22 protein-coding genes and 1 tRNA gene are annotated in these 25040 nt (G+C 33.6%); 10 read left to right on the forward strand and 13 right to left on the reverse strand.

Going from position 1 to position 25040, the window contains the following annotated elements; all coding sequences use genetic code 11:
- Window positions 1-81: 81 nt before the first annotated feature.
- The 4 genes from ACHRWY_RS19965 to alaS all read right to left on the reverse strand — a co-directional run bounded on the left by ACHRWY_RS19965 (window position 82) and on the right by alaS (window position 4057).
- A complete protein-coding gene (locus ACHRWY_RS19965; RefSeq protein ID WP_395357018.1) occupies window positions 82-201 on the reverse strand; it encodes a GxxExxY protein in 120 nt (39 codons plus the stop codon).
- Entirely contained in the window at window positions 170-289 is a 120-nt protein-coding gene (locus ACHRWY_RS19970; RefSeq protein WP_395357020.1) for a GxxExxY protein, read from the reverse strand. Before ACHRWY_RS19970 ends, ACHRWY_RS19965 begins: the two co-directional genes overlap by 32 nt.
- Window positions 290-482: 193 nt before the next feature.
- On the reverse strand, window positions 483-1220 hold the full coding sequence (locus tag ACHRWY_RS19975; protein WP_395357022.1) for a hypothetical protein: 738 nt from the start codon (window positions 1218-1220) through the stop codon (window positions 483-485).
- A 200-nt stretch (window positions 1221-1420) separates the two neighbouring features.
- Window positions 1421-4057, reverse strand: coding sequence for an alanine--tRNA ligase (alaS, locus tag ACHRWY_RS19980; protein ID WP_395357024.1), 2637 nt, complete (start codon window positions 4055-4057; stop codon window positions 1421-1423).
- Window positions 4058-4326: 269 nt separating this feature from the next.
- On the opposite strand from alaS, the gene ACHRWY_RS19985 reads away from it, so the two are divergent.
- The 8 genes from ACHRWY_RS19985 to ACHRWY_RS20020 all read left to right on the forward strand — a co-directional run bounded on the left by ACHRWY_RS19985 (window position 4327) and on the right by ACHRWY_RS20020 (window position 11893).
- Entirely contained in the window at window positions 4327-5304 is a 978-nt protein-coding gene (locus tag ACHRWY_RS19985; RefSeq protein ID WP_395357025.1) for a peptidoglycan DD-metalloendopeptidase family protein, read from the forward strand.
- Window positions 5305-5352: 48 nt separating this feature from the next.
- A complete protein-coding gene (locus tag ACHRWY_RS19990) occupies window positions 5353-5685 on the forward strand; it encodes a MerR family transcriptional regulator (protein WP_395357026.1) in 333 nt (110 codons plus the stop codon).
- A gap of 47 nt (window positions 5686-5732) precedes the next feature.
- Complete coding sequence (locus ACHRWY_RS19995) at window positions 5733-6317, forward strand: LemA family protein (RefSeq protein ID WP_395357027.1); 585 nt, start codon at window positions 5733-5735, stop codon at window positions 6315-6317.
- Between the two features lie 83 nt (window positions 6318-6400).
- Window positions 6401-6838 carry a TPM domain-containing protein gene (locus ACHRWY_RS20000; protein ID WP_395357029.1) on the forward strand — a complete coding sequence of 146 codons (438 nt, stop codon included), beginning with the start codon at window positions 6401-6403 and terminating at the stop codon, window positions 6836-6838.
- A gap of 3 nt (window positions 6839-6841) precedes the next feature.
- Window positions 6842-7666 (forward strand): TPM domain-containing protein, encoded by an 825-nt coding sequence (locus ACHRWY_RS20005; protein WP_395357030.1) that lies wholly within the window; start codon window positions 6842-6844, stop codon window positions 7664-7666.
- Between the two features lie 105 nt (window positions 7667-7771).
- The gene (locus ACHRWY_RS20010) at window positions 7772-8185 is read left to right on the forward strand and encodes an Rrf2 family transcriptional regulator (protein WP_041517419.1); all 414 of its coding nucleotides are present in this window, start codon (window positions 7772-7774) and stop codon (window positions 8183-8185) included.
- Between the two features lie 248 nt (window positions 8186-8433).
- The gene (locus tag ACHRWY_RS20015) at window positions 8434-10980 is read left to right on the forward strand and encodes a TonB-dependent receptor (protein ID WP_395357031.1); all 2547 of its coding nucleotides are present in this window, start codon (window positions 8434-8436) and stop codon (window positions 10978-10980) included.
- Window positions 10981-11149: 169 nt separating this feature from the next.
- On the forward strand, window positions 11150-11893 hold the full coding sequence (locus ACHRWY_RS20020; RefSeq protein WP_395357033.1) for a DUF2490 domain-containing protein: 744 nt from the start codon (window positions 11150-11152) through the stop codon (window positions 11891-11893).
- A 187-nt stretch (window positions 11894-12080) separates the two neighbouring features.
- On the opposite strand, the gene ACHRWY_RS20025 is transcribed toward ACHRWY_RS20020, so the two are convergent.
- The 4 genes from ACHRWY_RS20025 to era form a co-directional block, all read right to left on the reverse strand.
- Window positions 12081-14834 carry an outer membrane beta-barrel protein gene (locus ACHRWY_RS20025; protein WP_395357034.1) on the reverse strand — a complete coding sequence of 918 codons (2754 nt, stop codon included), beginning with the start codon at window positions 14832-14834 and terminating at the stop codon, window positions 12081-12083.
- Between the two features lie 157 nt (window positions 14835-14991).
- Window positions 14992-16302 carry a ribosome biogenesis GTPase Der gene (der, locus tag ACHRWY_RS20030; protein ID WP_395357036.1) on the reverse strand — a complete coding sequence of 437 codons (1311 nt, stop codon included), beginning with the start codon at window positions 16300-16302 and terminating at the stop codon, window positions 14992-14994.
- A gap of 363 nt (window positions 16303-16665) precedes the next feature.
- On the reverse strand, window positions 16666-17664 hold the full coding sequence (locus ACHRWY_RS20035; protein ID WP_395357038.1) for a hypothetical protein: 999 nt from the start codon (window positions 17662-17664) through the stop codon (window positions 16666-16668).
- 28 nt (window positions 17665-17692) lie between these two features.
- Window positions 17693-18574, reverse strand: coding sequence for a GTPase Era (gene era, locus ACHRWY_RS20040; protein ID WP_056194996.1), 882 nt, complete (start codon window positions 18572-18574; stop codon window positions 17693-17695).
- A 116-nt stretch (window positions 18575-18690) separates the two neighbouring features.
- On the opposite strand from era, the gene ACHRWY_RS20045 reads away from it, so the two are divergent.
- Window positions 18691-18763, forward strand: a tRNA-Met gene (locus ACHRWY_RS20045).
- A gap of 372 nt (window positions 18764-19135) precedes the next feature.
- On the opposite strand, the gene ACHRWY_RS20050 is transcribed toward ACHRWY_RS20045, so the two are convergent.
- The 5 genes from ACHRWY_RS20050 to ACHRWY_RS20070 all read right to left on the reverse strand — a co-directional run bounded on the left by ACHRWY_RS20050 (window position 19136) and on the right by ACHRWY_RS20070 (window position 24385).
- Window positions 19136-19804 (reverse strand): hypothetical protein, encoded by a 669-nt coding sequence (locus ACHRWY_RS20050; RefSeq protein ID WP_395357040.1) that lies wholly within the window; start codon window positions 19802-19804, stop codon window positions 19136-19138.
- Between the two features lie 183 nt (window positions 19805-19987).
- Window positions 19988-20470: a hypothetical protein gene (locus ACHRWY_RS20055; RefSeq protein ID WP_395357041.1), complete on the reverse strand. Its 483-nt coding sequence runs from the start codon at window positions 20468-20470 to the stop codon at window positions 19988-19990.
- A gap of 737 nt (window positions 20471-21207) precedes the next feature.
- On the reverse strand, window positions 21208-22596 hold the full coding sequence (locus ACHRWY_RS20060; protein ID WP_395357042.1) for a serine hydrolase: 1389 nt from the start codon (window positions 22594-22596) through the stop codon (window positions 21208-21210).
- Window positions 22597-22845: 249 nt separating this feature from the next.
- On the reverse strand, window positions 22846-23190 hold the full coding sequence (locus ACHRWY_RS20065; RefSeq protein ID WP_395357043.1) for a hypothetical protein: 345 nt from the start codon (window positions 23188-23190) through the stop codon (window positions 22846-22848).
- Window positions 23191-23713: 523 nt separating this feature from the next.
- The gene (locus tag ACHRWY_RS20070) at window positions 23714-24385 is read right to left on the reverse strand and encodes a hypothetical protein (RefSeq protein WP_395357045.1); all 672 of its coding nucleotides are present in this window, start codon (window positions 24383-24385) and stop codon (window positions 23714-23716) included.
- Between the two features lie 239 nt (window positions 24386-24624).
- Between ACHRWY_RS20070 and ACHRWY_RS20075 the strand changes: the two genes are divergently transcribed.
- Window positions 24625-25032, forward strand: a complete 408-nt coding sequence (locus ACHRWY_RS20075) for a helix-turn-helix domain-containing protein (RefSeq protein ID WP_395357046.1) — start codon at window positions 24625-24627, stop codon at window positions 25030-25032.
- Window positions 25033-25040: the final 8 nt, after the last annotated feature.

Here is a 25040-nt window from a genome sequence, read left to right on the forward strand (position 1 = left end):
TCTCGTAAAGCTGCGAAGTCGCGAAGTTTTTTTAACCTTTGCGGCTTTACTTTTTTATTAATAAGTTTTTAAGTTTAAAAATTAGAGATTAGAAACTACTCTTTTGATACCCAATTTAATGATTGGAACATTAAAATTTATAAGCAGCCCTAATTTCATTTTTGTTATTTTAAGATAAGTCGTGAAACAAGATTGCCTCATATACTGATTCTAATAATCCTGGACCAGGCTTCACGTGTACATTATAACAAACATCAACCACAACAGCCGAAATCTCATTTTCTGTCATATTAAGTTCTTTATAAATAAACAGAAAAAAAATTACAAAAAATCACGAAAACACAAATTAAAAAAACTTTGCGACTTCGCAGCTTTGCGGGATTACTATAAAACTTTAAAATTTATTTCACAAATTAACATCACTAAAACGAAAACCCCTTTCAATTTACCGAAAGGGGTTTCTGTTTTAAATATTATTTTTCTTAATATGTATATTCATAAGTTTCATCCCCACTTACTGATTTGAGTAAATAGTTATTAGAATTATAAGTATTTTCATAAACCGTAACTTCTCCAGTTTTTTCAGTTATTTTCACTACATTATTAAGTGAGTTAGCCTCTTTATCAAAAATATCAGAATCCAATAATAAAGTATAACCTAAAACATTTTTAAAAGGACTATACTTCGTATCATATTCAATTGTATTACTATAATCATCAAATTCAGCCTTAATTATATTTCCATTAGAATCTAAAGTTAAAACACTGGATGAATCTTGTATCTCATCTTGCGTTACAGGATTGATCAGAACTGTAACAGTCGAAATTGTTCCATTTGCATTATAAACGTAAGTCTTTTTTTTACTTGATGAGTTATCCGAAGAAACTTCTAAATAAGACTTTAATTTATTATTTTCATATGCAAAAGTTGTAGTAGTTGAATGTGTCGCACCTTCATAACTTTCAGTATAAACTGCTTTCGAAATAAAATCTCCCGCGTATGTAAACACCGTTTTACTTCCATCATCATATGTCAAACTAACAATTTTGTTCCCATCATATACATAACTTATAGTACTGCTATCGTCGGGATGAGAAGCATAAGTATATTTTTCTGTTTTAGGTAATAATAATACTGTTGATGAATCATCATCATCTTTAGAACATGAGCTAAAAGCAACTAACGAAGCTGCTAAAAAATAAAATAAATTCTTTTTCATAATATCTTGTTTAAATTATCGTGCAAAAGAAAACATTTTCGTTTTGAATAAACCACCCTATAAGTTATTAGAATAACACTTTAGGACATAATTTTAAACAAGTTTTTCCAAAAACACAAAACCCGACAGGTTTTAAAAACCTGTCGGGTTAACTTTATCTAGATTTTAAATTCTTAGATCCTAAACTACTTTTAAAAAACTTACTTCACGAAATCAACTGCGTGAACCAAAGCCTGTGCAATTCCGTTTGCATTTTTACCTTTTCCGGATGCAAAGAAAGGCTGACCTCCTCCGTTTCCTTCAATATATTTTCCTAATTCTTTGATCACTGCATTTGCATTTAAGCTTTTTCCCGCTACCAATTCTTTAGAGATGTAACAATGAATATTAGGCAGGCCATCTTCTACTGAAGCTAAAAACACAAAAGAATCTGCTTTAGAGCTTCCTAAAGCTGAAGCTAAATCTTTCGTTGAAGCCATGCTTAAATCTACTTGTTTGGCAAGGAAATTGATTCCGTTTACTTCCTGGAAATCTTTCTCCAATTCAGTTTTTAAAGCACCAACTTTTTCTTTAAGTAATTGCTCCACTTGCTTTTTCAACTTAGCATTATCATCCTGTAAAGAAGCCACTGATTTTAAAATATCCTGCGGATTTTTTAATGTTTCTTTTATTTCAGATAAAGTATTCTCCTGATTTTGATAGAAGCCTTTTACCGCATCACCTGTAATTGCCTCAATACGACGAATTCCAGCCGCTACTGCTCCTTCAGAAATAATTTTGAAATGCCAGATTTCTGCTGTGTTTTTCACGTGAATTCCACCGCAAAGTTCTTTACTGTCACCAAATTCAATCATACGGACATTATCTCCATATTTTTCTCCAAATAAAGCCATTGCACCTTTCTCTAATGCTTCTTTAATCGGAATGTTTCTGTGTTCTACCAATTGTAATTGTGCTTCAATCTGCGCATTTACACTTGCTTCAACCTGACGTAATTCATCCTCTGAAACTTTAGAAAAATGCGAAAAGTCAAAACGCAAATAGTTCGGGTTGACCAATGACCCTTTTTGCTCAACGTGAGTTCCAAGAAGGTTTCTCAAAGCCAAATGCATTAAATGCGTAGCCGAGTGATTTTTAGAAGTTGAAGTTCTTAAATCGGTATTTACTTTTGCTGTAAAACCGGCTTCAATATTTTCAGGCAATTGTTTTGCAAAATGCAAAATCAAATTGTTCTCTTTCTTCGTATCAATGATTTCGATTGTCTCGTTTGCAGAAATTAACGTTCCTTTATCACCCACTTGTCCTCCACCTTCAGGATAGAATGGCGTGTTATCTAAAACGATTTGATATAAAATTCCGTCTTTCTTAGAATCTACTTTACGAATTCTGGTGATTTTTACGTCGTTTTCTACCTTGTCATAACCTACAAATGTTTCTACGTTTCCTGGAATCAAAACGGTCCAGTCTTCTGTTGAAACTTCTGATGCTGCACGCGAACGATTTTTTTGTTCCTGCATTGATGCATCAAATTCTATTTCGTTAAGAGACATTCCTTTTTCTTTCAGGATCAAAGCGGTTAAATCTTTCGGGAAACCGAAAGTATCGTACAATTCAAATGCTTTAGCTCCGGAAACTTCAGATCCTGAAGTCTGTGCAATTACGTTATCTAATAATTGTAATCCCTGATCAAGAGTTCTCAAGAAAGAAGCTTCTTCTTCGCGAATTACATTGGTAACCAATTGTTGTTGCGATTTGATTTCCGGGAAAAATTCTCCCATTTGGCTGGCTAAAACTTCTACCAGTTTATTGATAAAAGGTTCTTTGGTATTCAGGAAAGTAAATCCGTAACGAATAGCACGACGCAAAATTCTGCGAATTACATAACCTGCTCCGGTATTGGATGGCAATTGTCCGTCGGCAATGGCAAAAGCAACAGCACGAACGTGATCTACCACTACACGAATCGCGATATTGGTTTTATTTTGCTCTTCACTAATGTTTTTAATTTCATTAGAGGTATATTTTAATCCTGTAATTTGCTCTACTTTCGCGATAAGCGGTGTAAAAACATCGGTATCATAGTTTGATGTTTTACCTTGCAAAGCCATACACAAACGCTCAAATCCCATTCCGGTATCTACGTGTTGTGCAGGAAGTTTTTCTAAAGATCCATCAGCTTTACGGTTGAATTCCATGAATACATTGTTCCAGATTTCTACCACTTGCGGGTGATCATTATTAACCAGACTTTTTCCTGGCACTTGTGCTTTCTCTTCTGCTGAACGTAAATCAACATGAATTTCAGAACAAGGTCCGCAAGGTCCCTGATCTCCCATTTCCCAGAAATTATCTTTTTTATTTCCAAGGATAATTCGGTCTTCATCAACTAATTCTTTCCAGATATCCCAGGCTTCCTGATCAAAAGGAACATTTTCTTCTTTATTTCCTTCAAAAACAGAAACGTAAATATTTTCTTTTGGAATTTTATATACTTCCGTCAATAATTTCCAGGAGAAATTAATGGCTTCTCTTTTAAAATAATCCCCAAACGACCAGTTACCCAACATTTCAAACATGGTATGATGGTAGGTATCAATTCCAACTTCTTCAAGATCATTTTGCTTTCCGGCGACACGAAGACATTTTTGCGTATCGGCTATTCGTTTGCTTTTTGGAGTTGAATTTCCTAAAAAATATTCTTTAAACTGGGCCATTCCCGAGTTATTGAACATTAAAGTTGGGTCATCTTTAAGCACAATAGGAGCCGACGGAACGATTAAGTGTCCGTTGCTTTTAAAAAAATCTAAAAATTGTTTACGTACGTCTTGTGATTTCATGTTATAATTAGAAAATGTGATAATGTGATAATGTGATAATTTGAAAATTAAAAAATGTGTTAATTTGAAAATGTGATAATTAAATAATTTTTAAATAAAAAATTTGAAGTTCACAACAATAAATTTCTCTTTTAAGGCATTATCTAATTATCAAATTGACACATTATCTAATTATTTTATTCTTGAAAAAAGCTGCGAACAACTGAAACATTTATTAAATTTGTTCGACTAACTATTTTACAAGCTGCAAAAATAGGGTATTTTAAAATATGGCGAAAGTAAAATATTATTACGACTCAGAAAATCTGGCTTATACAAAGATAAAAACCAGAAAAAGAATCAAAATCGGTTACGCTTTACTGTTTTTGCTGGCCGCTGCACTATTTGGGTTTTTAGTTTTTGTACTTTTAATCAACACTCCTTATTTCGAAACTCCAAAAGATCGTTTACAGGCACGTGAAATTGAAAATTTGAAATTACAATATGCCATTTTGAACAAAAAAATGGATGAAATTGATGATGTAACGGAATCACTGGAAGACAGAGACAATAATATTTACAGGGTTTACTTTAACAAAACCGAGATTCCGGATTCTATTCGAAAAGCAGGTTTCAGAGACCCTAAACGGTATAAAGATTTAGAAGGGTATAACAACTCGCAACTGGTTTTAAATACCACAAAAAGAATTGACAGATTGTCAAAAGAACTAGCCATTCAATCCCAATCATTAGATGAGATTTTGAAACTGGCCAGTACTAAAGGAAATTTATTACTGGCGATCCCGGCCATTCAGCCCGTTCGAAATGAGAATTTAAAACGAATGGCTTCCGGTTTTGGATATCGAACGGATCCTTTTACGAAAGTACGAAAAATGCATAACGGAATGGATTTTACCGCTAATACAGGCTCTCCAGTCTATGCTACAGGTGATGGTGTTGTAGAAAGAGCAGATAACTCGGCTTCGGGATTTGGAAATCACGTTGTCATCAGGCATGGTTTTGGATACGAAAGTTTGTATGCTCATTTAAGCAAATACAATTGCAGAGCCGGTCAACATGTAAAACGCGGGGATGTCATTGGATATGTGGGAAGCACTGGCAGATCCGAAGGTCCGCATTGCCATTATGAAGTGCATAAAGATGGTAAAGTCGTGAATCCCCTGAATTTCTATTACGGAAATATTTCGGCGGTAGAATATGTGGCGATTTCGCAAATGGCAAATCAGGAAAACCAGTCATTAGATTAATACTTCAAAAAGTCGTATTTTTGAAATTAAAATAGAAAATTAAAAATCATGCATATTGAGCTTTCAAAGGATAAAAGATATTTTAGTATTGGCGAAGTGGCCAAAGCTTTTAATGTCAATGCATCATTGATCAGGTTTTGGGATAGTGAATTTGATATTTTAAAACCTAAAAAGAATGCCAAAGGCAACAGAATGTTTACCCCAGAAGATATTACCAATTTACAATTGATTTATCATTTGGTTAAAGAAAGAGGTTTTACACTCGAAGGTGCAAAAACACATTTAAAAGAAGGTCAGAAGAAAACATTAGATAAATTCGAAATAATACGTAAATTAGAGACGATAAAAACACAATTAAACGAAATTAAGAACGAATTATAGTATATTTATTAAAAAAAATTTAGAAACAAACTTAAATCAAAACAGATATGAAAAAATGGTTAATCCCTGTAGGAATTATTGTTGTACTAATTGCTATTATTGCTTTTTGGTCAATTGGAATTAAAAATACTGGTTTACAAAAAAATCAGGCAGTTAATAAAGAATGGGGAAATGTTAGCACTACTTATCAAAGAAGAAATGACCTAATTGGAAACTTAGTAAATACTGTAAAAGGTGCTGCAGATTTCGAAAAATCAACTTTAACAGCAGTTATTGAAGCCCGTGCAAAAGCAACATCTGTAACAATTGATCCAAGCAATGTAACTCCGGAACAATTAGCGCAATACAACCAGGCTCAAAGCGGGGTATCTTCTTCTTTGTCAAGATTATTAGTTTCTGTTGAACAATATCCAACATTAAAAGCAAATGAGAATTTCCTAAAATTGCAAGATGAACTGGCGAGTACAGAAAATCAGATTTTAACAGCAAGAACGCGTTTTAATGAAGCAGTACAGGACTACAATGGTTATATCCTTTCTATCCCAAACAAATGGTTCTTAGGAGAATATAAAGAAAAACCATATTTCGAAGCTGTTGCAGGTGCTGATAAACCAGTTGAAGTAAAATTCTAAATTTAGATTCGTAAGACTTCTTAGAACCTAAGATCCAGTCTGAAAATCTAACATCTAATGATCTAAAATCTAAAATAACTCCAATGTCAAAAGTAGAAGATTTTTTAACCAAAGAAGAAGAGCAGGAAATCGTTGAAGCTATTCGCGTGGCTGAAGAAAATACTTCTGGCGAAATAAGAGTACACATAGAAAAAACAACTTCTAAAGCTCATTATGACCGGGCTTTAGAAGTTTTTCATGAATTAAAAATGAATGAAACCCAGCAACAAAACGGAGTTTTATTTTACTTTGCCGTTGCAGATAAAAGCTTTGCAATTTGCGGGGACAAAGGTATTCATGATGTTGTTACAGCTGATTTTTGGGATTGTACCAAAGACATAATGGCAAATCAGTTTAAATCAGGAAACTTTAAGCAAGGTATTGTTGATGGGATTTTAAATGCCGGTGAACAATTGAAAAAATACTTTCCTTCGCTTGAAGGTGATACCAACGAATTATCTAACGAAATCTCAAAAGGATAAATAATGAAAATTTCCAAAAACAAAATATCTCATTCAAAAGGACTTTTTCAGTTTACCTTTTTGCTAATCGCTTTTTTTACTACCAGCTGTATTTTTGCCCAATTTACAATTCCGGATAAACCAAGTTTTCAAACTTCAGTTTATGATTATGCGAATGTTTTAAGTGCATCCGAAAAAGCGCAGCTCGAAGAAAAACTTATTCGTTATTCAGATTCTACCACAACACAAATTGTAGTAATTACAATAGAAAGTTTAAAAGGCGAAGATGTTAGTCAACTGGCCACAAAATGGGGACAAACCTGGGGAATTGGAGGAACGGCTAAAGATGATAATGGTGTTGTTATTTTATTGGCTAAAGCCGAAAAAAAGATAGCAATCAATCCTGGCTACGGTGTTGAAGATCGTTTGACTGCCGGAATTGGCGGAACAATCATTCGAAACATTATTATTCCGGAATTTAAAGCAGGAAGCTTTTACAATGGTCTGGACAAAGGAACTGATGCTATTATTGATGTTTTTAAAGGAAAATTTAAAGGCGAACGCAAGCAAACCAAAGAAAGTAACTTTCCTATAATCCCCTTTATTATAATTGTTGTAATTGTATTAATTTTACTGTCAAGAAATAAAAAAGGCGGTGGAGGAAATTCAGGTAACAGTGGCGGCGGCCCCAGCCTTTTAGATGTTATTCTTTTAAGCAGTCTTGGCAGAAGTGGCGGAAGCGGCTTTGGCGGAGGTTTTGGAGGCGGATCATCCGGCGGCGGCGGAGGCTTTGGAGGAGGTTTTGGCGGAGGCGGATTCTCCGGTGGAGGTTCTAGCGGAGGCTGGTAAAATGTTTTAGTTTCAGGTTTCAGGTTTTTCTTGTTTCAGGTTGAAATTAAAATGATAATGCTCAGTGTAAAAAATTACAATTCATAATTTATAATTCAAAGATAGATGTTATCACATAAAGCAAAATATGCCCTTAAGGCCTTACTTTATTTAGCAGAACAAGACGAAAATCACATTTCTCGAACAATAGAAATTGCTGATGGCGCCAATATTCCTAAAAAGTTTTTAGAGCAAATTTTATTAGACCTAAAACGAGGACGTTTTGTGAGTAGTAAGCAAGGAAAATTTGGCGGATACTATCTGATACGTTCCAAAAACGACATTACTTTAGCCGAAATTCACCGTTTATTTGACGGTGCAATTGCGCTTTTACCATGCGCTTCGTTAAACTTTTACGAACCATGCTCAGATTGCAAAACTGAGGAAGAATGCAGCTTAAGACACGGTTTAATGATCATACGTGACGAAACTCTTAAGGCAATGCAAGGCATTACAATCGCCTCATTAGTAAAGAAATAAAAAAATATTTCTTAATTCCTAGTAAATCTATAGAATTTACATATATTTGCAAAAAAATCAACTAACCAATTTACAAATTTTAACCATATGAAAGTAAATTACAATCGATCAGGTGTGTCAAAAAATCTTTTGCAAAAAAAACAAAATAGTCAATTCACTACTGTGAAAAACAATTCTTCTATGATGTGTATGTGCTGGTAAAAAAAATTTAATTTAAATTCTACTAATCACATATACTTAATATAAAAATGAAAAATTCTATAAAAAATATACTTACAGTACTTTCTATTTTAACTTTCTCATTATCATTTGCACAAAACATTGAAGGTGTAGTTAAAACAAGTGAAAACATTCCGTTAGAAGCCGCTAATGTTGTTATAAAAGGAACAACTTCTAATACTACTACAGATGCTAACGGAAAATTCACACTAAATACCAAAGGAAAACTTCCGTTGACTATTTTAGTTCAGTACGTAGGATATAAAACTACAGAAATCGAACTTACTGATTTGCCAACAGCACCATTACAAATAACCATCAAAGAAGAAAATGAACTTATTGAAGTTGTGGTTTCTTCAAGACGAAGAATAGAAAAAGTTCAGGATGTGCCCATTGCCATATCCGTTATTACTGGTAAACAAGCTGAGCAAACAGGAGCTTTTAATGTGAACCGTATTAAAGAATTGGTTCCATCAGTACAACTTTACTCATCAAATCCAAGAAATACAGGAATCAACATCCGTAGCCTTGGCTCTCCTTTTGGACTTACAAATGACGGTATTGATCCGGGAGTTGGATTTTATGTAGATGGTGTCTATTATGCCCGTCCGGCTGCCACAACTTTAGATTTTATTGATGTAGAGCAAATAGAAGTGCTGCGTGGACCACAGGGATCATTGTTTGGTAAAAACACTACTTCGGGAGCATTTAACATTACTACCCGTAAACCAAGTTTTACTTCAGGTGCAGATTTTGAAGTAAGCTACGGAAATTATAATTTTCTACAAGCCAAGGCATCTGTAACGGGAGCTTTAGGAAAAAAAGTAGCCGGTCGTTTATCTTTCTCCGGTACACAACGTGATGGTCTTATCGACAACGTTGCTACAGGAAGACCTACAAATACCTTAAACAATCAGGGAATTAGAGGTCAGTTACTTTGGACTCCAACAGTAAATACAAACATTATATTAGCGGCAGATATTACAACACAACGTCCTGACGGATACGCTCAGGTTGTTGCAGGTGTTGCACCTACACAAAGACCTGCTTATCGCCAGTTTGATGCTATTATTAAAGATTTGAATTATCAGCTTCCAAGCCTAAATGCTTTTGATCGTAAAATTGATCATGATACTCCATGGCGTTCAGGACAGGATATGGGTGGAATCTCTCTTAACATTGATACAAAAATTGGATCAGGAACACTTACTTCAACAACAGCATGGCGTTTTTGGAACTGGGATCCATCAAATGACAGGGATTTTACAGGATTACAGGTATTGGCATTATCTCAAAACCCTACAAGACAAACTCAATTTACACAAGAAGTTCGTTACGCAGGGCAGCTTACCTCTAAAATAAGCGGTGTTGTGGGTGCATTCTTTATTGATCAAACATCACAAACAGACGGAACAGAAGAATCAGGTAATGCACAGTGGAGATTTGCACAAAGTACAACCAGCGCATTATGGAAAACTCCGGGGCTTTTTGAAGGATACGGAATCAAAACGGATGCTAATATCAGATCTTCAAGTGCGGCAGTATTTGGTCAGATTGACTGGGCTATTACAGATCGTTTACATATTTTACCAGGTTTAAGATATAATTTTGATAAAAAAGACGCGCATTATGCCCGTACAACATACGGAGGTTTGCAAACTACTGATCCTGCATTATTGGCTTTGAAAAAACTGGTTTATTCAGATCAGGCATTTGACTCCAGTACTGACAATACTGACTTTTCAGGAAATTTAACTTTAACTTATAAAGTTTCAGACAAGATCAATGCCTATGCTACTTATGCTAAGAGTTACAAACCAGTTGGTGTAAACGTAGCAGGCCTTCCTACTGATTCAAAAGGTGCTCCATTACTGGATCTTGCAGTCATTAAACCGGAAAAAGTAAATCATTATGAAGTAGGTATAAAAACTTCTCCATTTAGAAATTCTGTATTTAATCTTGCTTTCTTTAATACTGATATTAAAGATTTCCAAACCAATGTTCAGGCAGCTGAATTAGGTGTAAACCGTGGATATCTTGCCAATGCGGACAAAGTACGTGTAAGAGGTGCCGAACTTGATGCTAGTTTTGTTATAAGCCAACACTTAACTATAAATGGTGCTGCCACTTATACTGATGGTAAATATGTAAAATTTACAAATGCACCACTTCCATTAGAAGAAACAGGAGCTCCGGTAGCTTTTAAAGATGTTTCCGGAACTGATTTACCAGGTGCTTCAAAATGGGCAGGATCTTTAGGAGGTGAATTATCTAATAATGCAAAATTCTTCGGAAACTCCGGAAAAGTATTCCTTGCTTTAGATTCTTACGCCCGTTCTGAATTTTCTTCAAGCCCATCGGCTTCAAAATATTTAGTAGTGCCGGGTTATGCCATCTTTAATGCCCGTTTAGGTTTCCGTGCTTCTCAAGGTTTATCTGTTCATTTCTGGGGACGTAACCTTTTAAATAAAGATTACTACGAACAATTATTGCCTGCCGGTGGAAACACAGGACAATATGCAGGAGTAATTGGAGATCAGAGAACTTATGGCGTGACACTGAAATATTCATTGTAAGCAATTATTTAATTTTCAATATATCAAACGAGGTAGCTTAAAAAGTTATCTCGTTTTTTTTATGGAATCAAATTTTTAAAATCACAAAATAGCATTTAAAACAAGTTTTATTGTTCAGCAGATGCATTTTGATTTGTATATATTCGCAGCCTGAATTGATACAAACTGAATGAAAGTTCTCAGATTATTATTATTTACAGGTTTAATAAGTCCTTTTTTATCGGCACAAAGCCCAAAAAGGACAGAACACCAAACTTTAACCTGGATACGGTATTACAATATTTTGCCTATAACCGAAAAATGGGCTATTCACTCTGAGTTTGACAACAGAAGTTTCCTAAATCCTATTCATGAGAATTTATTTGTTATAAGAGTTCAGGGAAGATATCGAGTTCATAAAAACATTGATTTAGGCAGCGGTCTTGCTTATTTTAATGTCAATACACAAGATCCTGATGTTGATCCTGATTTTTCTATTCCGGAATACAGAATTCAACAAGATGTTACTTTTATTAACGATATTGCTAAAATCACTTTTCACAATCGTTTTCAGCTTGAAGAACGTTTCATTCAAAAAGCAAGTAAAACGGCATTAATAGATGATTTTTCTTTTGCTTACCGGTTTAGATACCGATTACAGTCGACTTTTGATCTCTGGAAGAAAGAAAAACGAAGCTTAAAAGCAACCATTTCTGATGAAGTCCTGTTTAATTTTGGAAAAGATAATAGAAGAAATACTTTCGACCAAAACCGAATTTACTTGGCATTACGATATCATTTCAATCCCAATACAGGCTTAGAAGCCGGATACTTAAACAGTTTTCAAAGACGTTCGAGCGGAGTAGATTTTTATGATCGTGACATCATCCGATTTACACTTTATCACAGAATAAACAGGAAACCAAAGATTTAGAAAAAATAATACAAAAATTCCAATAGAACGATGTTTGGCGAAACGGAATTTAAATTCAAAAAAAAGACGCACTGCTTAGACTGCACCCAAATAGTGTCTAACTTTTTGGGGGCAGTTCATGCTGTGCGTCTCTACCTAAAACCTTTGAACCTCTGTCACTTTGCCCCTTTCAACCTTTGAACCTTTATTAATCCATTCTCTGTCTTTTCTTCCCTCCTTTTTCAGCACCTGCAAAATTTCCAATTTTATAACTTAGAGAAAACATTACATAACGTTTCAGAACTGTATTTTCTTCATCACGGATCGAGGTCGCTGAAATCGTTCTTGTAGCACTCAGGTTCTGATTCAAAACATCATAAACTTTTACTTTGGCATATACTTTTTTATCAAAGAAACCATAAGACAAACTGGTATTCCATAAATAAAAATCTTTTTTGAAATTGCTCGAGATACTAGAATTGTACGTGTAACCAAAATCATTCCCGAAAATTAAGTTTGCAGGCCAGTAACTTGTGGTTTGCAAATTAATTCTATGCACTACATTTGAGCTTGCATCTCTGGAAGAATTTTCATAATTGGTTTGATTGTACGATAAACTATAGGATGGCGAAACCACAAGAACTTCTCCATATTCATAAGTCAAATTAATCTTTGGCGTTATCGCAGTCGATTTTGCATTATATAAAACTGCATTGGTAAAACCTTTATCAAATGAGTAACTTCCGTTTAATCCAAAACCATATCTTAAAACGTGAGCATCCCTTTTTATAGACTGATTCCAGTTTCCACCAATAGATGTAGTATAAGTTCCTGATATGTTTACATACGTAGTGGTTCTTTTTCCGCTATCATCATAAATCGAAGTCGAAACTACGTCGTTATTATAGTAATCTCCTTTTACATACAAACTATAGCCTGAACGAGTACGGAAATCATAATTTCGGAAACTAAAATTAGCGCTGTTCTTTTCGATAGGATTCAAATCCGGATTTCCGGTTATGGTATTTAATGGATTGGTCAAATTCAAAACCGGCATTAATTGAACTGCCGATGGAAGCGCATTTGAATAATCATACTTGAATGTTAGATTCTTAGAACGGCTAAACTTATAACGTATCTGGAAATCCCCATAAGGTAAAGCATATCTTTTATTCAAATCTGTAGCATTGTTTAAATACAAAGAATGGTTGTCAAACTCCACAAGAGCGGTTCTGGAATTTAAGTTGACCGTAAACTTACTCTTCTGCCATGTAATTCCAACTTTTGGACTGAACGAATTTTGCTTTGAAGTTGTATAATTTGTCAAAGACTCATTTAGATCAGAATAAGATTGTGTTGCAGCATCGAAATCGAATGTTTTTACATCTTTCATTTCTTTGTTCCAGTCAAAATCAGATCCAAATCGTATTCTTAAAGAATCTGTTACAGGCTCTGTATATTCAAGTTCAAGCGAATAGGCATCGCTGCTGTTGTTGTTTAAACTCTTCTGGTTTCTATCGTCATTTAGTTTACCGTCCTGATAAAAAATAGTTTTCGAAAGATTTAGCGCTTCTGCATCAGTACTGGTATTATTATTATCAAAAACAAGACTAAAATTACGGGACTTTTTCTTAAAAGCTTTATTGAAATTAATTGTGTTTCCAAAACTGGTATTGGTACTTTCTGAATACGATTTAGCATTGCTTTCATTCAGAGATTCTCCATTTTCATCTTCAGAAAAACTGGACGAGGTTGCATTGCTGTTCGATCGGGATTGATTCACTTTAGGTACAATTACTAATCGCGTTGTGGGATCGATTTTATATTCTAATTCAAAATTAACATTGTTTCCTGTACTTTCATTTCTGGTTTTGGAATCCGATGAAGTAGCAATATTTCCGGTTGGCAAAAAACTAACCTGATCAGATTTACTTTCGTTATTATTAATCGAATTCGAAAAATTATAGCTTCCCATAGCCATTAAATTCTTCGACCAGTCATCAGAATAATTCAGTCCTGCCAAATTAGATTGCGTAATACCTTTACCGCTTCCTGAGCTGCCGCTGCTGCCTTTACTGTTTCGTCCGCCTCCCATATTATCAAATACCTCATCCTGGGCAAAACCGGTAGAATTAATGTTATTAGAGGAAGCCAATACACTTATCTTTTGTTTGTTATTGAAAAAATTCAAAAGGAGACTGCTTTCATAACGTTCGTCAGAACCATAACCGCCCAGTATTTTCCCAAAATAGCCTTTATTCTTCTTTTCATCAATCGTGATGTTGATGCTGGAATAATCCGACGTCGATTCTTGTTTCGAAAGTTCTTCTTTTTTCGTTTTAAAATCCGAAACCTGAATTTTTTTAATAATTTCTGCCGGAAGGTTTTTTAGCGCAATAGCCCCATCTTTATCAAAAAACGTTTTTCCGTTTACCAAAACCTGATTCACTTCCCTCCCGTTTACGGTAATTTTACCATCAGTCCCAACATCAAAACCGGGCAATTGTTTCAGCAAAGTCTCTACATTAGAGTCTGGGCGCACTTTATACGAAGCCGCATTAAATTCTAAAGTATCTTTTTTGATCGTTATTGGCGGAGCTTCGCTTTTGATAACTACATTATTTAAAGCATTTGCAGCTTCCAGTAAATACAATTTACCAAAGTCTTTGCTTTCCAGAAGTCCTTTTTCTTCCTCAAAATAAGGCTGATAGCCCATATAATTTACCTTTAGAAAAATAGGTTTATCGTATTTTTTGGTTTTAATGCTAAAAGCCCCGTTTTTATCGGTTGTAGCATATTCGATTACGGTAGAATCTTTAACGGTTGTAAAATAAACTGTAGCCAGTTCGAGTGGTAATTGTGTATTAATATCAACAACAGTTCCTTTAATGGTGATTTCATTCTGGGCAGTTGCCGAATAACAAAAAAGAGAAAAAATTAAGAAATAATAAATTTTGGTCATAAATGGTTAGTTAGAAAGTGTAAGACTCCAAAAAAGTCAAAAGGTTTAATTGTAATTTTAACATTTCTTTCAAATAGCATGCCATTTAGCTTCAGGTATATTCTTTGAGAAACGACAAGACATAAAAAATCCCCGTTGTAGCGGGGACTTTTTAATTTTATTTTTCTCTGATATAAATATCGATTGGTACTCCTGAAAAATCCCAATTCTCTCTGATTTTATTTTCAAGATATCTCTTATACGGTTCTTTAACGTATTGCGGCATGTTGGCAAAAAACACAAACTGCGGTGTTAACGTTGGCAACTGCATACAATATTTAATTTTTACATATTTACCTTTTGTCGCCGGTGGCGGATAAGCTTCAATTACCTTCAACATAAATTCGTTGAATTTTGAAGTTGGAATTCTTTGTTTTCTGTTTTCAAAAACCTGAACCGTAGCTTCTAATGCTTTCAACAAACGCTGTTTCGTTAAAGCCGAAACGAACAAAATTGGCACATCGGTAAAAGGCATTAATTCTTTCTTGATTTTCTCTTCGTAATCACGGGTCGACATGGTATCTTTTTCAACCAAATCCCATTTGTTTACTAAGATTACAACACCTTTACGGTTTTTCTCTGCCAACCAGAAAATACTTTGATCCTGGCCTTCAAATCCGCGGGTTGCATCGATAACCAAAATACAAATATCTGCATGCTCAATCGCACGTACAGAACGCATTACCGAGTAAAACTCTAAATCTTCCTTCACCTTAGCTTTACGACGGATTCCCGCAGTATCAACCAGATTAAATTCAAAACCAAAACGGTCAAATTTGGTATCAATTGCATCACGTGTTGTTCCTGCAATATCGGTTACCATGAAACGTTCTTTACCAATTAAGGCATTGATAAAGCTCGATTTTCCAGCATTCGGACGTCCTACAACTGCAAAACGAGGTAAAACTACTTCTTCCTGAACGGGTTCTGGTTTTTCCGGAAAAGCTTCAATTAAAGCATCCAATAAATCTCCTGTTCCACTTCCTGAAATACTGGCAAAAGTGAAATATTCTCCCAAACCAAGATTATAAAACTCAAGCGCATCTTTTTCACGCATAGCGTTATCGACCTTATTCACCGCCAATAAAACTGGTTTTGTTACTTTACGCAATAAGCGGGCAACAACGTCATCCATTGGTGTAATACCTTCCTCAACATCAACCACAAAAATAATAACATCAGCTTCATCGATAGCAAGCTCTACTTGTTTACGAATTTCTCCTTCAAAAACGTCATCAGATCCGCGAACATATCCGCCGGTATCAATTACAGAAAACTCTTTTCCGTTCCACTCGCTTTTACCGTAGTTTCTATCTCTGGTAACTCCAGAAACCGAATCTACAATAGCTTCTCTTCTTTGTATCAGCCTATTAAAAAGGGTTGATTTCCCTACATTAGGTCTTCCTACTATCGCAACAATGTTATTCATTTTTGTAAATTTTAGATTTTGAATCTTCCATTTTAGACTTTAATTTCCTAAAATTCTATCACTTATAAATTCAAAATGCTTTATTTTAATTTTTTGCAAAGGTAGTTAAAAAAGTGACTATCCCGAAGCTTCGGGACTAAGTTTCTAAGAACCTAAGTTTTTTATTATATTTCTTATTATTTTTCAGGAGCTATTTCCAGCTGTCCGCTATATCTTTTCCCGGCTAAAGAAGCCAGAAAAAGGATGCCGCTTCCATCTGGGCTAGGGCTTCAGGGTTACAAGAACCTCAGGCAATATTAAAAATCAATACGTTCTGATTATCTCAACAACCTGCTCTATCAATTTTCAGTAAGCGTTTTTTAATTATTTACACTTTTCATAATTATATTGTGGCCTCGCTCCCATTCTGTAAGAACTAAAAACACCTTTATTGGATAATTTTAAAGTTAATCCATCGTCTTCCTTTACATTAAAGAATTTAATATCCCTGATTTTTATTTTTGCCGAAATAACATCAACTGGCCCTATTTTATAATGACTAAACGGAAAAGGCTTGTCACCAAAATCCCAGTATATAAGTTCTTTTTTATCAAAATCAACATATGCCTTATTCTCTACATCACAAAACCTTCTGTTATTTGATAAAAACGCTTCGACCTGCTCTTCTGTATCTATTGGCACAAATTCTTTTTCCGGATCTGTGTACAAAACATCATCTACGGTATCCTGAGTAATACCCACCAAGTATTTATTATTTTTATAAATACTAAAATACAATGTCAGGACCCTGCTTTTATCTACAGACATGACATCGGCTCTGTAATTGCACATTTTTTCGAGCTGGCGAAATGGCTTTTTATCTTCGTCTGAGCGATTACTGTAAGTATCGTCAAAATCATCCAGACGGAATTTATTTTGATAGTTCACATAATAAAATCCTGTCTTTTCAAATTCTCCATCTCCCAAATATTTAGGAAATTTGCCAAATTCTACATTATCATAGATTTTAAAATCGAACCATTCGATCCAGTCATCAATTTTATCAGGGAAGCTCAAAATAGGATAATATCCATCTTTAACAAAGATGGCAATCCCAGCATTTTTATCAATAAACTTATTAATATTTGCGGCTTTATTTGTTTGAAATTGCTTTATAAATTCGTTTAAAAACAATCTCACCTCTTTATCAGAACAAGCCATTGTATCAAAAGCTACCGGGTCTTTCTCTACAATCGTTTCCGCTTTTTTGATTATAGGTTTCGCTGGAATCGTTTTCTCTTCAGTACCAAAAAGACGGGCCAAACCCACAATCACTATAAGTCCCAAACATATTGGTATTGAATACTTCGTTGAAACTTGCATAAATTATGATCTGGTCATTTAGGAAAAATTATTGGTTATAACCAAAACGTTTCAGCATATTGGCATTGCTTCTCCAGTTCTTATTCACTTTTACCACCAGTTCGATGTGAATTTGTTTTCCGAAGAATTTCTCTAAATCAGCACGGGCATCTGTTCCTACTTTTTTAAGAGCAGCACCTTTATGTCCTATAATGATTCCTTTTTGAGTTTCGCGCTCTACCATAATGATCGAACGGATTCTGATAATTTTTTCATCTTCAAAAAATTCCTCTGTTACGATTTCAACTGCATACGGAATCTCTTTGCTGTAATTCAGCAAGATTTTTTCACGGATGGTTTCGTTTACGAAAAAACGTTCCGGTTTGTCTGTTAATTGATCTTTTGGATAATAGGCCGGTGATTCCGGTAATAATTCGATGATTCTTCCAAAAACTTCCGGAACATTAAAGTTTTGTAAAGCCGAGATTGGGAAAATTTCAGCATTTGGCACTTTCGCTGTCCAGAATGCTACCTGCTCTTCTAATTGCTCCTGATTCGAATTGTCGATTTTATTCAACAACAACAAAACCGGAATTTTAGCGTGTATGATTTTATTAAAGAAAGCTTCATCTTTTAAGTCCTGCTCTCCTATTTCGACCATATAAACCAGTATATCAGCATCTTCAAAAGCCGATTTTACAAAATTCATCATCGACTCCTGCATTTCATAAGCGGGTTTGATGATTCCGGGCGTATCCGATAATATAAGTTGAAAATCTTCGCCATTCACGATTCCAAGAATACGATGACGGGTTGTTTGTGCTTTTGATGTAATAATGGATAATCTTTCTCCAACAAAGGCGTTCATCAATGTTGATTTTCCAACGTTTGGATTCCCGATGATGTTTACAAAACCTGCTTTATGTGACATTTGTGTATTATTTAATTTGCAAAGGTAGTCATATCAACTCAATACAGAAAATAAAACATTTTTTAAAGTTTTCGTTGGATTTCTCAAAAAACGGCGTATCTTTGCACCCGAAACATCGCGGGATAGAGCAGTAGGCAGCTCGTCGGGCTCATAACCCGAAGGTCACAGGTTCGAGTCCTGTTCCCGCTACAAGATAAAAAACATCACTTGAAAAAGTTGGTGTTTTTTTCGTTTATAGCACTTTATATTTATGGAAGAATTTGTTTTTATATTTCTTCTTTATTCGGAAAACTGAGGGGTATTCTTTTAAAAATGTAGATTTGTTTTTCATTTTAGGACACAAAAAAACTCGCTGTCATGCGAGTTTTTGTTCTATCCTTTGTCAATTTTCTTTGCGGGCACGGAAAGAATTTCCGCGCTATCTTTGCGCATATCCGAGCGATCGGGTTTGTGACTAATTAAGCCCATTATTCGGATTTGTCAAATATTCCAAATACAAGACCATTTTTCCATTAAGCCAAATGCCCAAATCCGTTGTAGTGGCTGTTATGTGATGCCAATTTAGATAACGGGTTTTCTATCTAAATCGCTATATGGATAAAATCCTTTTTCTTTTAGCAAATTTATTAATTTGCCACTTCCATTTTTTCTAGCAAATTCCATTTCGCTTCTAAAAACTTCTAAGCATAACAATAAATGATGACTTCTTTCTCCGATTTTAAATTCTTTGTTGTCAGGTCTATAATTATCTAAAATCAAGCAATTATTTTCGTCAGTTCCATTTGGAACTTCAATTGTTTCATTCGGATTTAAAATTGCTTGAGAAGCATAGTTTCCAATAGTCGTAAATATTCCACAAAAGCGTCTTTCGATTGTATTAAATTCAGTTTGGTTTTCTTCACTTTCGTTATAATCTAATTTTGTAAAACCAACCAATTCATAAGTCCCAATTCTGTTCGGTTTTGGTCCAGATCCGTCAGGATTTAATAATTCCATTGTTGCAAATCCAGTTCCCTTAATATGATTTTTAAAATAATACATATCAACTGCACCTCCAACTGAAAATGGAATTATTGCGTGTCCAACAATTCCATGCATTTTACCTAATACACTTTCTAACCCTTGTTCTTTTAATTCGTAATCGTTATTATATTCCTCTTCGGTAAATTCTCTTGTCGGCAATTCAACTTCCTTATTTCTTCCACCGAATAATTTTTTGAAAAAACTCATATATCTTATATTTTATTTTAGTCGTTTTTTGGTTTGGTATCACATAACGTTCTGGCGCTTGGCGAGGTTGGGGATTAAAGATGCGAGATTTTTCTGTTAAACACAAATTTTCCAAATACAAAACCATCTTTAAATTAAGCCTAAAACCCAATCTCGCCAAACGGCTGTTGTGCGTTCGGTTTTTTATTCATTTTGTTTTCCGATTAGTTCAATTTTGCTTTTCGTTTCTTTAACTTCTTTTCGTGTAAGTAAAAATGGTAATATTAAACCTAAAAAAATGAAAAATAAAGAATATTGCTTAAATGGTTCTACTCGTAAATATTCTGGAATTAGCGGATTTTGTGATGGACTTCCGATTCTCGAAATTAATATTAATAATCCAATACTAAAAGTTAACAAGCAACTCAAACAAATAATTAAGTTGTCTTTCAGAATTTCGGATAAATTTTTCCGTTTTCTTTTTTCCGTTAACATTAAACCGCAAATTGGAATTGATGAGATTAAAAGATAATCAAAAGTATTTATGTCAACTCCGAAAAAGTAACCTGTTTTATTTTGTAAAAATCCTGCTAGACCAAAAACTGAGGTTGGACCTAAAAGGAAGTTCAGTAATATGAATAAAAAGACTGAAATTGAGATCGATAAAACTTTAATTTTTCTATTCATTTTTTGTCTTTATGAATTTTGTTAAATAAAAAAGTATCATAAATAGGAGAACAAATAATAATGGCAAAAGTTTATCTTCAGCTTTTATATTATGGCTTGACGCATTTATTATTAGCCCGAGAAATAAAAACAATAAAATTAAAATTACCAAAATGATTTTTGCAACTATTTTAAATATTTTCATTGTAAATGTCGTTTTATTTAGGTTTTCTGTTGCTCCAAACTGACGCACAACTTGTATATATGTCTGATAAAATCCGACTTATCTACCCTAAAGTGGGTTGCTATGTCTGACAAATGTCAGTGTTTATTTGTTTTCAAAAATAGGATATTTACTTAACAATATTCAAACGAACTTATATTTGTTGAATCCTTTAGTACATATATGAGTGCAATTTAAATAATATAAAACTTTATGTCAAACTAACTCTTGTTTAAACTCTAATTAATTCTACTTTCTGAGAATAAAAATAAGAACTAAATAAGCAGACTTGTATTCCACTAATTCAATATTATAAATGACTAAGATCAAATTTAAACATGGAAATCAATATAAAATAATATTTATTTTTTTTAAGTCATCCACAAAATGGTTCGAAAATTGTCCCGTTAGGGCTACTAGTATAAAGCTTCAGAGAAATCTGGAGCTTTTTTGTTTTAACTATGTTTTATCCTCCCTTAGTCAACATCTCGTTGCGTTCACGAGCGGGACGCTCGCGCCAGGGAGTGGGCAGTTTTTATTTCGTCCGTTTTGCTTCTATCTTATTTCCATTCTGTAATAAAAACAAATTTGAAATTTCTCCTTTTTCGTTCTTTTCAAACTGAATTTGTGCATCTACTACTTTATAGAAAAATAACATTTCACTTTCTACAAATATCGGAAACGTATTTTGTCCTGTCAATTGTGAAAATAGTTGGTCTTTATCTAATGAAATTTTGATTTCAAAATCTTTTTCAACTTCATAAGTCCCAACAAACTTTTGAAGTTCTTCAGTTGTAATACTAATTTCTTTTCTTATTTTTTGCACAGGCAATGGTTTATTATATAGAATACTTCTAATTGATTTTGAAGGAATTGTAACGTTGTTGTGATTTTGAAGTATTATTATTGTTTTATCATTTGTAATATGTCTTTCAATAAAAGCTACATAACCTGGCCAACCACCACTATGATTTGCAATTTTTCCAAAATCAGCATTGTCTTCAATTCCCCAACCAAAACCATAATTCCTTTTAGCTCCGTCTTTCAAAGTTGCTACTTCAAAAACTGCTTTCATTCCCTCTTTTGTGAGTAATTTATTGGCATATAATGCTCTATCCCAAATCAATAAATCTTTTACAGTTGAATTAACTGTTCCGTCTCCAACAATACCATCAAGCCAAATAACCATTTTAGTTTCTTTCAATTCGTCTGGTAAAACATATTTTTTCAAACTATCTGAGTAAACATAACCAAAAGCATAATTGTCAATTTTCTTTGGCGATAATCTACGAGTATATACAAAGGTGTTTTTCATTTTCAACGGTTGGAAAATAGCTTTGTTTAGATAGTCAGCGTATGTCAAACCCGATATTTTCTCAATTATTGATGCCAATAGTGCATAACCCGTGTTGCTATATTCCCATTTAGTATTTGGCTCAAATACTATTTTTGGTTGATGGGTACTAAATATATTAATTATGTCTTTGTTAGTGGCAATTTTAGATTTGTCAAATAAACTATCCATAAGCTGCATATAGTCTGGTAGACCTCCAGTATGATTTAATAAGTTTCTTATAGTTATACCTTTATAAAACGAGAGTTCGGGTAAGTATTTTTTGATGTCATCGTCCAAATTCAACTTCCCTTTTTCTTTAAGTATCATTATCCCCATAGCTGTGAACTGCTTTGAACAAGATGCCAATTCAAAAATCGAATTTTCGTTCAATTTTTCTTTTGTTGTTTCGTTTGCAAGTCCAAAACTATGGCTATAAATAACTTTCCCTTTTTCTGCAATTAGAAAATTTCCATTGATTTTCTCTTTTGAATAAAGAGAATTGAGTAAACTGTCAATTTTTTGAATTCTGTCTTGTCCAAATGTAAAATGTCCAATTAAAAGAAGTCCAATTGTAATTGTTAATTTCATTTTTTTATTTCTTGTTAATTAATGTAGGGAGATGTCTCGCAAAATTGCCACCAACTTATTTATATGTGTGACAAAACCACACAAAGCCATCCAAATTTGGATAACTATGTATGATAAATTTCATACATTATTTATCTTTCAAAGATATTTTTTTTTCAATACAAACTGTCAAAAGGACATTAAATTTGATTCATCTTCAACGAAGTCAAAAAATACCACGCTCTACGAATTCTCCCGGCTTCGCAGCAGTTATTTTTTTCCAACAATCTTAGAATTTGCAATAAGCAACTCATTGATTTCACTTAACAACTCAAATTCATCCACAGGAAACAATTGAAGGATAACCTCTAAAATAAGCACAACATCCACAGATGGATTTTTGATTCTTTTTGAAATTTCTTGTGCTTCACTATCCAATGCTAAAATGCATAATTTAAGCATATTTGTAATAACACAGCCAAGTTCTCCATAATGCAATAATTTAATTTCGGCTGTAAAATATTCTGTATTATCGGTTGGCGTCTTTAAAGTATTTAGATACAGACTCATTAATTTTTTAAGATATTCTAAGTCTTTAATTTCTTTTGTTTCCATAACATCTTATTATTTTTATTTGCATAGTTCAGGAAGTTTTCACAATAAAACAGGAACATATATGACTGGATTTATATGTTCCTACATTTATGACTGTCCATTCATAAGTACTAAACACTAATAATCAATCTACTAAAATAAAAGAAGTAGAAAAATTAATTAAGATTGTTGGAAATAATATAAAAGATATTATAAAAGGAAAAAATCTTAAAGTAAGAAACATTGCTCACGATTCAGATTTAGATATTGAAGCGTTAAGAAGATATATGTTAGGCAAACAAATTATGGGAATCGACAAGCTTATTCGAATCAGTAAAGCTTTGAATGTAGAAATATCAGAATTATTCCGAGAAATATAAACCGCTACTAAGACAAAAGCTTGAGAGAAATCTGAAGCTTTTTTATTTGTTTTTAGATTTACTAAAACTTGATTTACATTGCGGGTGCGAAGTCAGGAGACATTCGCCAGCGTTTCAATAGAACTCTTTGGAGAGCGGGTTGCCCAAATCCGTTGTAGTAGCTATTAGGCGTTCGTACTTTCTTTCTTTATCTCAATTTTTAGTTTTTTGGGTGCATAATGAATTTCGAAACCATTCATTATTGAACTTTTTACTAATGTTTTATAATTTGTCCACGCTTCATTACTATTTTCATATTTCAATAATTTGTCTTCCTTTTTTATTTCAATTTTGTTTCTAATTTCAAATATATCCCATTCTGAAAAATCTTTTGGGTTAATTAAACAACAAACTGTTTGTGGTCGAATATTTTCAATGAAAGTGTTTAAGTCACAAACTTTCTTCTCTAACTTACATTTCAACCATTCTTTGTCAGTAATGTCTGAAACGTGAAATATGTGAATTGTGTCCTTTAATTTATTCAATAAAACGATTTCAGCAGAACTATTTAAATTCCCAATCTGAATAAATTCTTTTGGTATTTCAGCTCTGAACTCGCTCTCAAATATTTCAATAGTTTCTAATTCTGATGTCAAACTTAAAGGAATTTCAAACTCCTTTTCGTCACCTTCGATTATTAATTCCGCTGGTATAGCAAGTAAATCATCTCCAAATATTTTAAATGAATGCACTTGTTGAAAATTATCCGGGAACAATAATAAATCCGTTTCCGAAAATTTTGTTCTTTCCGAAAATTCTTGAAGTTCATGCTCAAGTTGCCAAAGTTTATTTTTCATCTAATATTCTGCTCTGTTGTTTTCAGTATGACGCCTAACGTCTTGGGACTATAGCGGGGTTGGGACCAAATTAAGCCCATTCTTCGGATTTGCCAAATCATCTCAACTACAAACTACACAAAGCTATCCAAATTTGGGTAGCTTTGTGTGATAAAGTATTATATTTTTTTATCTTTGAAATTCAAAATTTTTAAGCCAAATGGCTTTATCTTTGAGCCTTTAGAAAATTGATACTCATTATGGAACAGAAAATACATCAGGGAAAAAACGTAAAACGTTTTAGAGAAATGCTTGGCATCAAACAGGAAGCATTGGCTTTTGATCTGGGAAATGAGTGGAATCAAAAGAAGATTTCTATATTGGAGCAAAAAGATATAATTGAAGATGATATTCTTAAACAAATCTCAAATTCTTTGAAAATTCCTGTGGAAGCCTTTCAAAACTTTGATGAGGATCAGGCTATAAATATTATTTCGAATACTTTTGGAGATAATGCTTGTGTTGGAAAAAATCCTACCTCTACATTCAACATCAATCCTATCGAAGAGTTAAAAAAACTTCACGAAGAAAAAATTGAGTTATACGAGCGCATGCTGAAAGAAAAAGATGAAATGATGGCAAGGCTTGAAAAATTAATCACTAAATAATTTCTAAA

Source organism: Flavobacterium sp. FlaQc-48, from assembly GCF_044007335.1.
GTDB lineage: Bacteria > Bacteroidota > Bacteroidia > Flavobacteriales > Flavobacteriaceae > Flavobacterium.

Excerpts from the sequence above, each read along its gene's own strand:
- ACHRWY_RS20025 (WP_395357034.1), bottom strand. The coding sequence starts at position 14,834 with ATGACCAAAATTTATTATTTCTTAATTTTTTCTCTTTTTTGTTATTCG.
- ACHRWY_RS20035 (WP_395357038.1), bottom strand. The coding sequence starts at position 17,664 with ATGCAAGTTTCAACGAAGTATTCAATACCAATATGTTTGGGACTTATA.
- ACHRWY_RS20060 (WP_395357042.1), bottom strand. The coding sequence starts at position 22,596 with ATGAAATTAACAATTACAATTGGACTTCTTTTAATTGGACATTTTACA.
- ACHRWY_RS20070 (WP_395357045.1), bottom strand. The coding sequence starts at position 24,385 with ATGAAAAATAAACTTTGGCAACTTGAGCATGAACTTCAAGAATTTTCG.
- ACHRWY_RS19965 (WP_395357018.1), bottom strand. The coding sequence starts at position 201 with ATGAGGCAATCTTGTTTCACGACTTATCTTAAAATAACAAAAATGAAA.
- der (WP_395357036.1), bottom strand. The coding sequence starts at position 16,302 with ATGAATAACATTGTTGCGATAGTAGGAAGACCTAATGTAGGGAAATCA.
- ACHRWY_RS19990 (WP_395357026.1), top strand. The coding sequence starts at position 5,353 with ATGCATATTGAGCTTTCAAAGGATAAAAGATATTTTAGTATTGGCGAA.
- ACHRWY_RS20075 (WP_395357046.1), top strand. The coding sequence starts at position 24,625 with ATGGAACAGAAAATACATCAGGGAAAAAACGTAAAACGTTTTAGAGAA.
- alaS (WP_395357024.1), bottom strand. The coding sequence starts at position 4,057 with ATGAAATCACAAGACGTACGTAAACAATTTTTAGATTTTTTTAAAAGC.
- ACHRWY_RS20015 (WP_395357031.1), top strand. The coding sequence starts at position 8,434 with ATGAAAAATTCTATAAAAAATATACTTACAGTACTTTCTATTTTAACT.
- ACHRWY_RS19975 (WP_395357022.1), bottom strand. The coding sequence starts at position 1,220 with ATGAAAAAGAATTTATTTTATTTTTTAGCAGCTTCGTTAGTTGCTTTT.
- ACHRWY_RS19970 (WP_395357020.1), bottom strand. The coding sequence starts at position 289 with ATGACAGAAAATGAGATTTCGGCTGTTGTGGTTGATGTTTGTTATAAT.
- ACHRWY_RS20065 (WP_395357043.1), bottom strand. The coding sequence starts at position 23,190 with ATGGAAACAAAAGAAATTAAAGACTTAGAATATCTTAAAAAATTAATG.
- ACHRWY_RS19995 (WP_395357027.1), top strand. The coding sequence starts at position 5,733 with ATGAAAAAATGGTTAATCCCTGTAGGAATTATTGTTGTACTAATTGCT.
- ACHRWY_RS20010 (WP_041517419.1), top strand. The coding sequence starts at position 7,772 with ATGTTATCACATAAAGCAAAATATGCCCTTAAGGCCTTACTTTATTTA.
- ACHRWY_RS20055 (WP_395357041.1), bottom strand. The coding sequence starts at position 20,470 with ATGAATAGAAAAATTAAAGTTTTATCGATCTCAATTTCAGTCTTTTTA.
- ACHRWY_RS20005 (WP_395357030.1), top strand. The coding sequence starts at position 6,842 with ATGAAAATTTCCAAAAACAAAATATCTCATTCAAAAGGACTTTTTCAG.
- ACHRWY_RS20050 (WP_395357040.1), bottom strand. The coding sequence starts at position 19,804 with ATGAGTTTTTTCAAAAAATTATTCGGTGGAAGAAATAAGGAAGTTGAA.
- era (WP_056194996.1), bottom strand. The coding sequence starts at position 18,574 with ATGTCACATAAAGCAGGTTTTGTAAACATCATCGGGAATCCAAACGTT.
- ACHRWY_RS19985 (WP_395357025.1), top strand. The coding sequence starts at position 4,327 with ATGGCGAAAGTAAAATATTATTACGACTCAGAAAATCTGGCTTATACA.
- ACHRWY_RS20000 (WP_395357029.1), top strand. The coding sequence starts at position 6,401 with ATGTCAAAAGTAGAAGATTTTTTAACCAAAGAAGAAGAGCAGGAAATC.
- ACHRWY_RS20020 (WP_395357033.1), top strand. The coding sequence starts at position 11,150 with ATGAAAGTTCTCAGATTATTATTATTTACAGGTTTAATAAGTCCTTTT.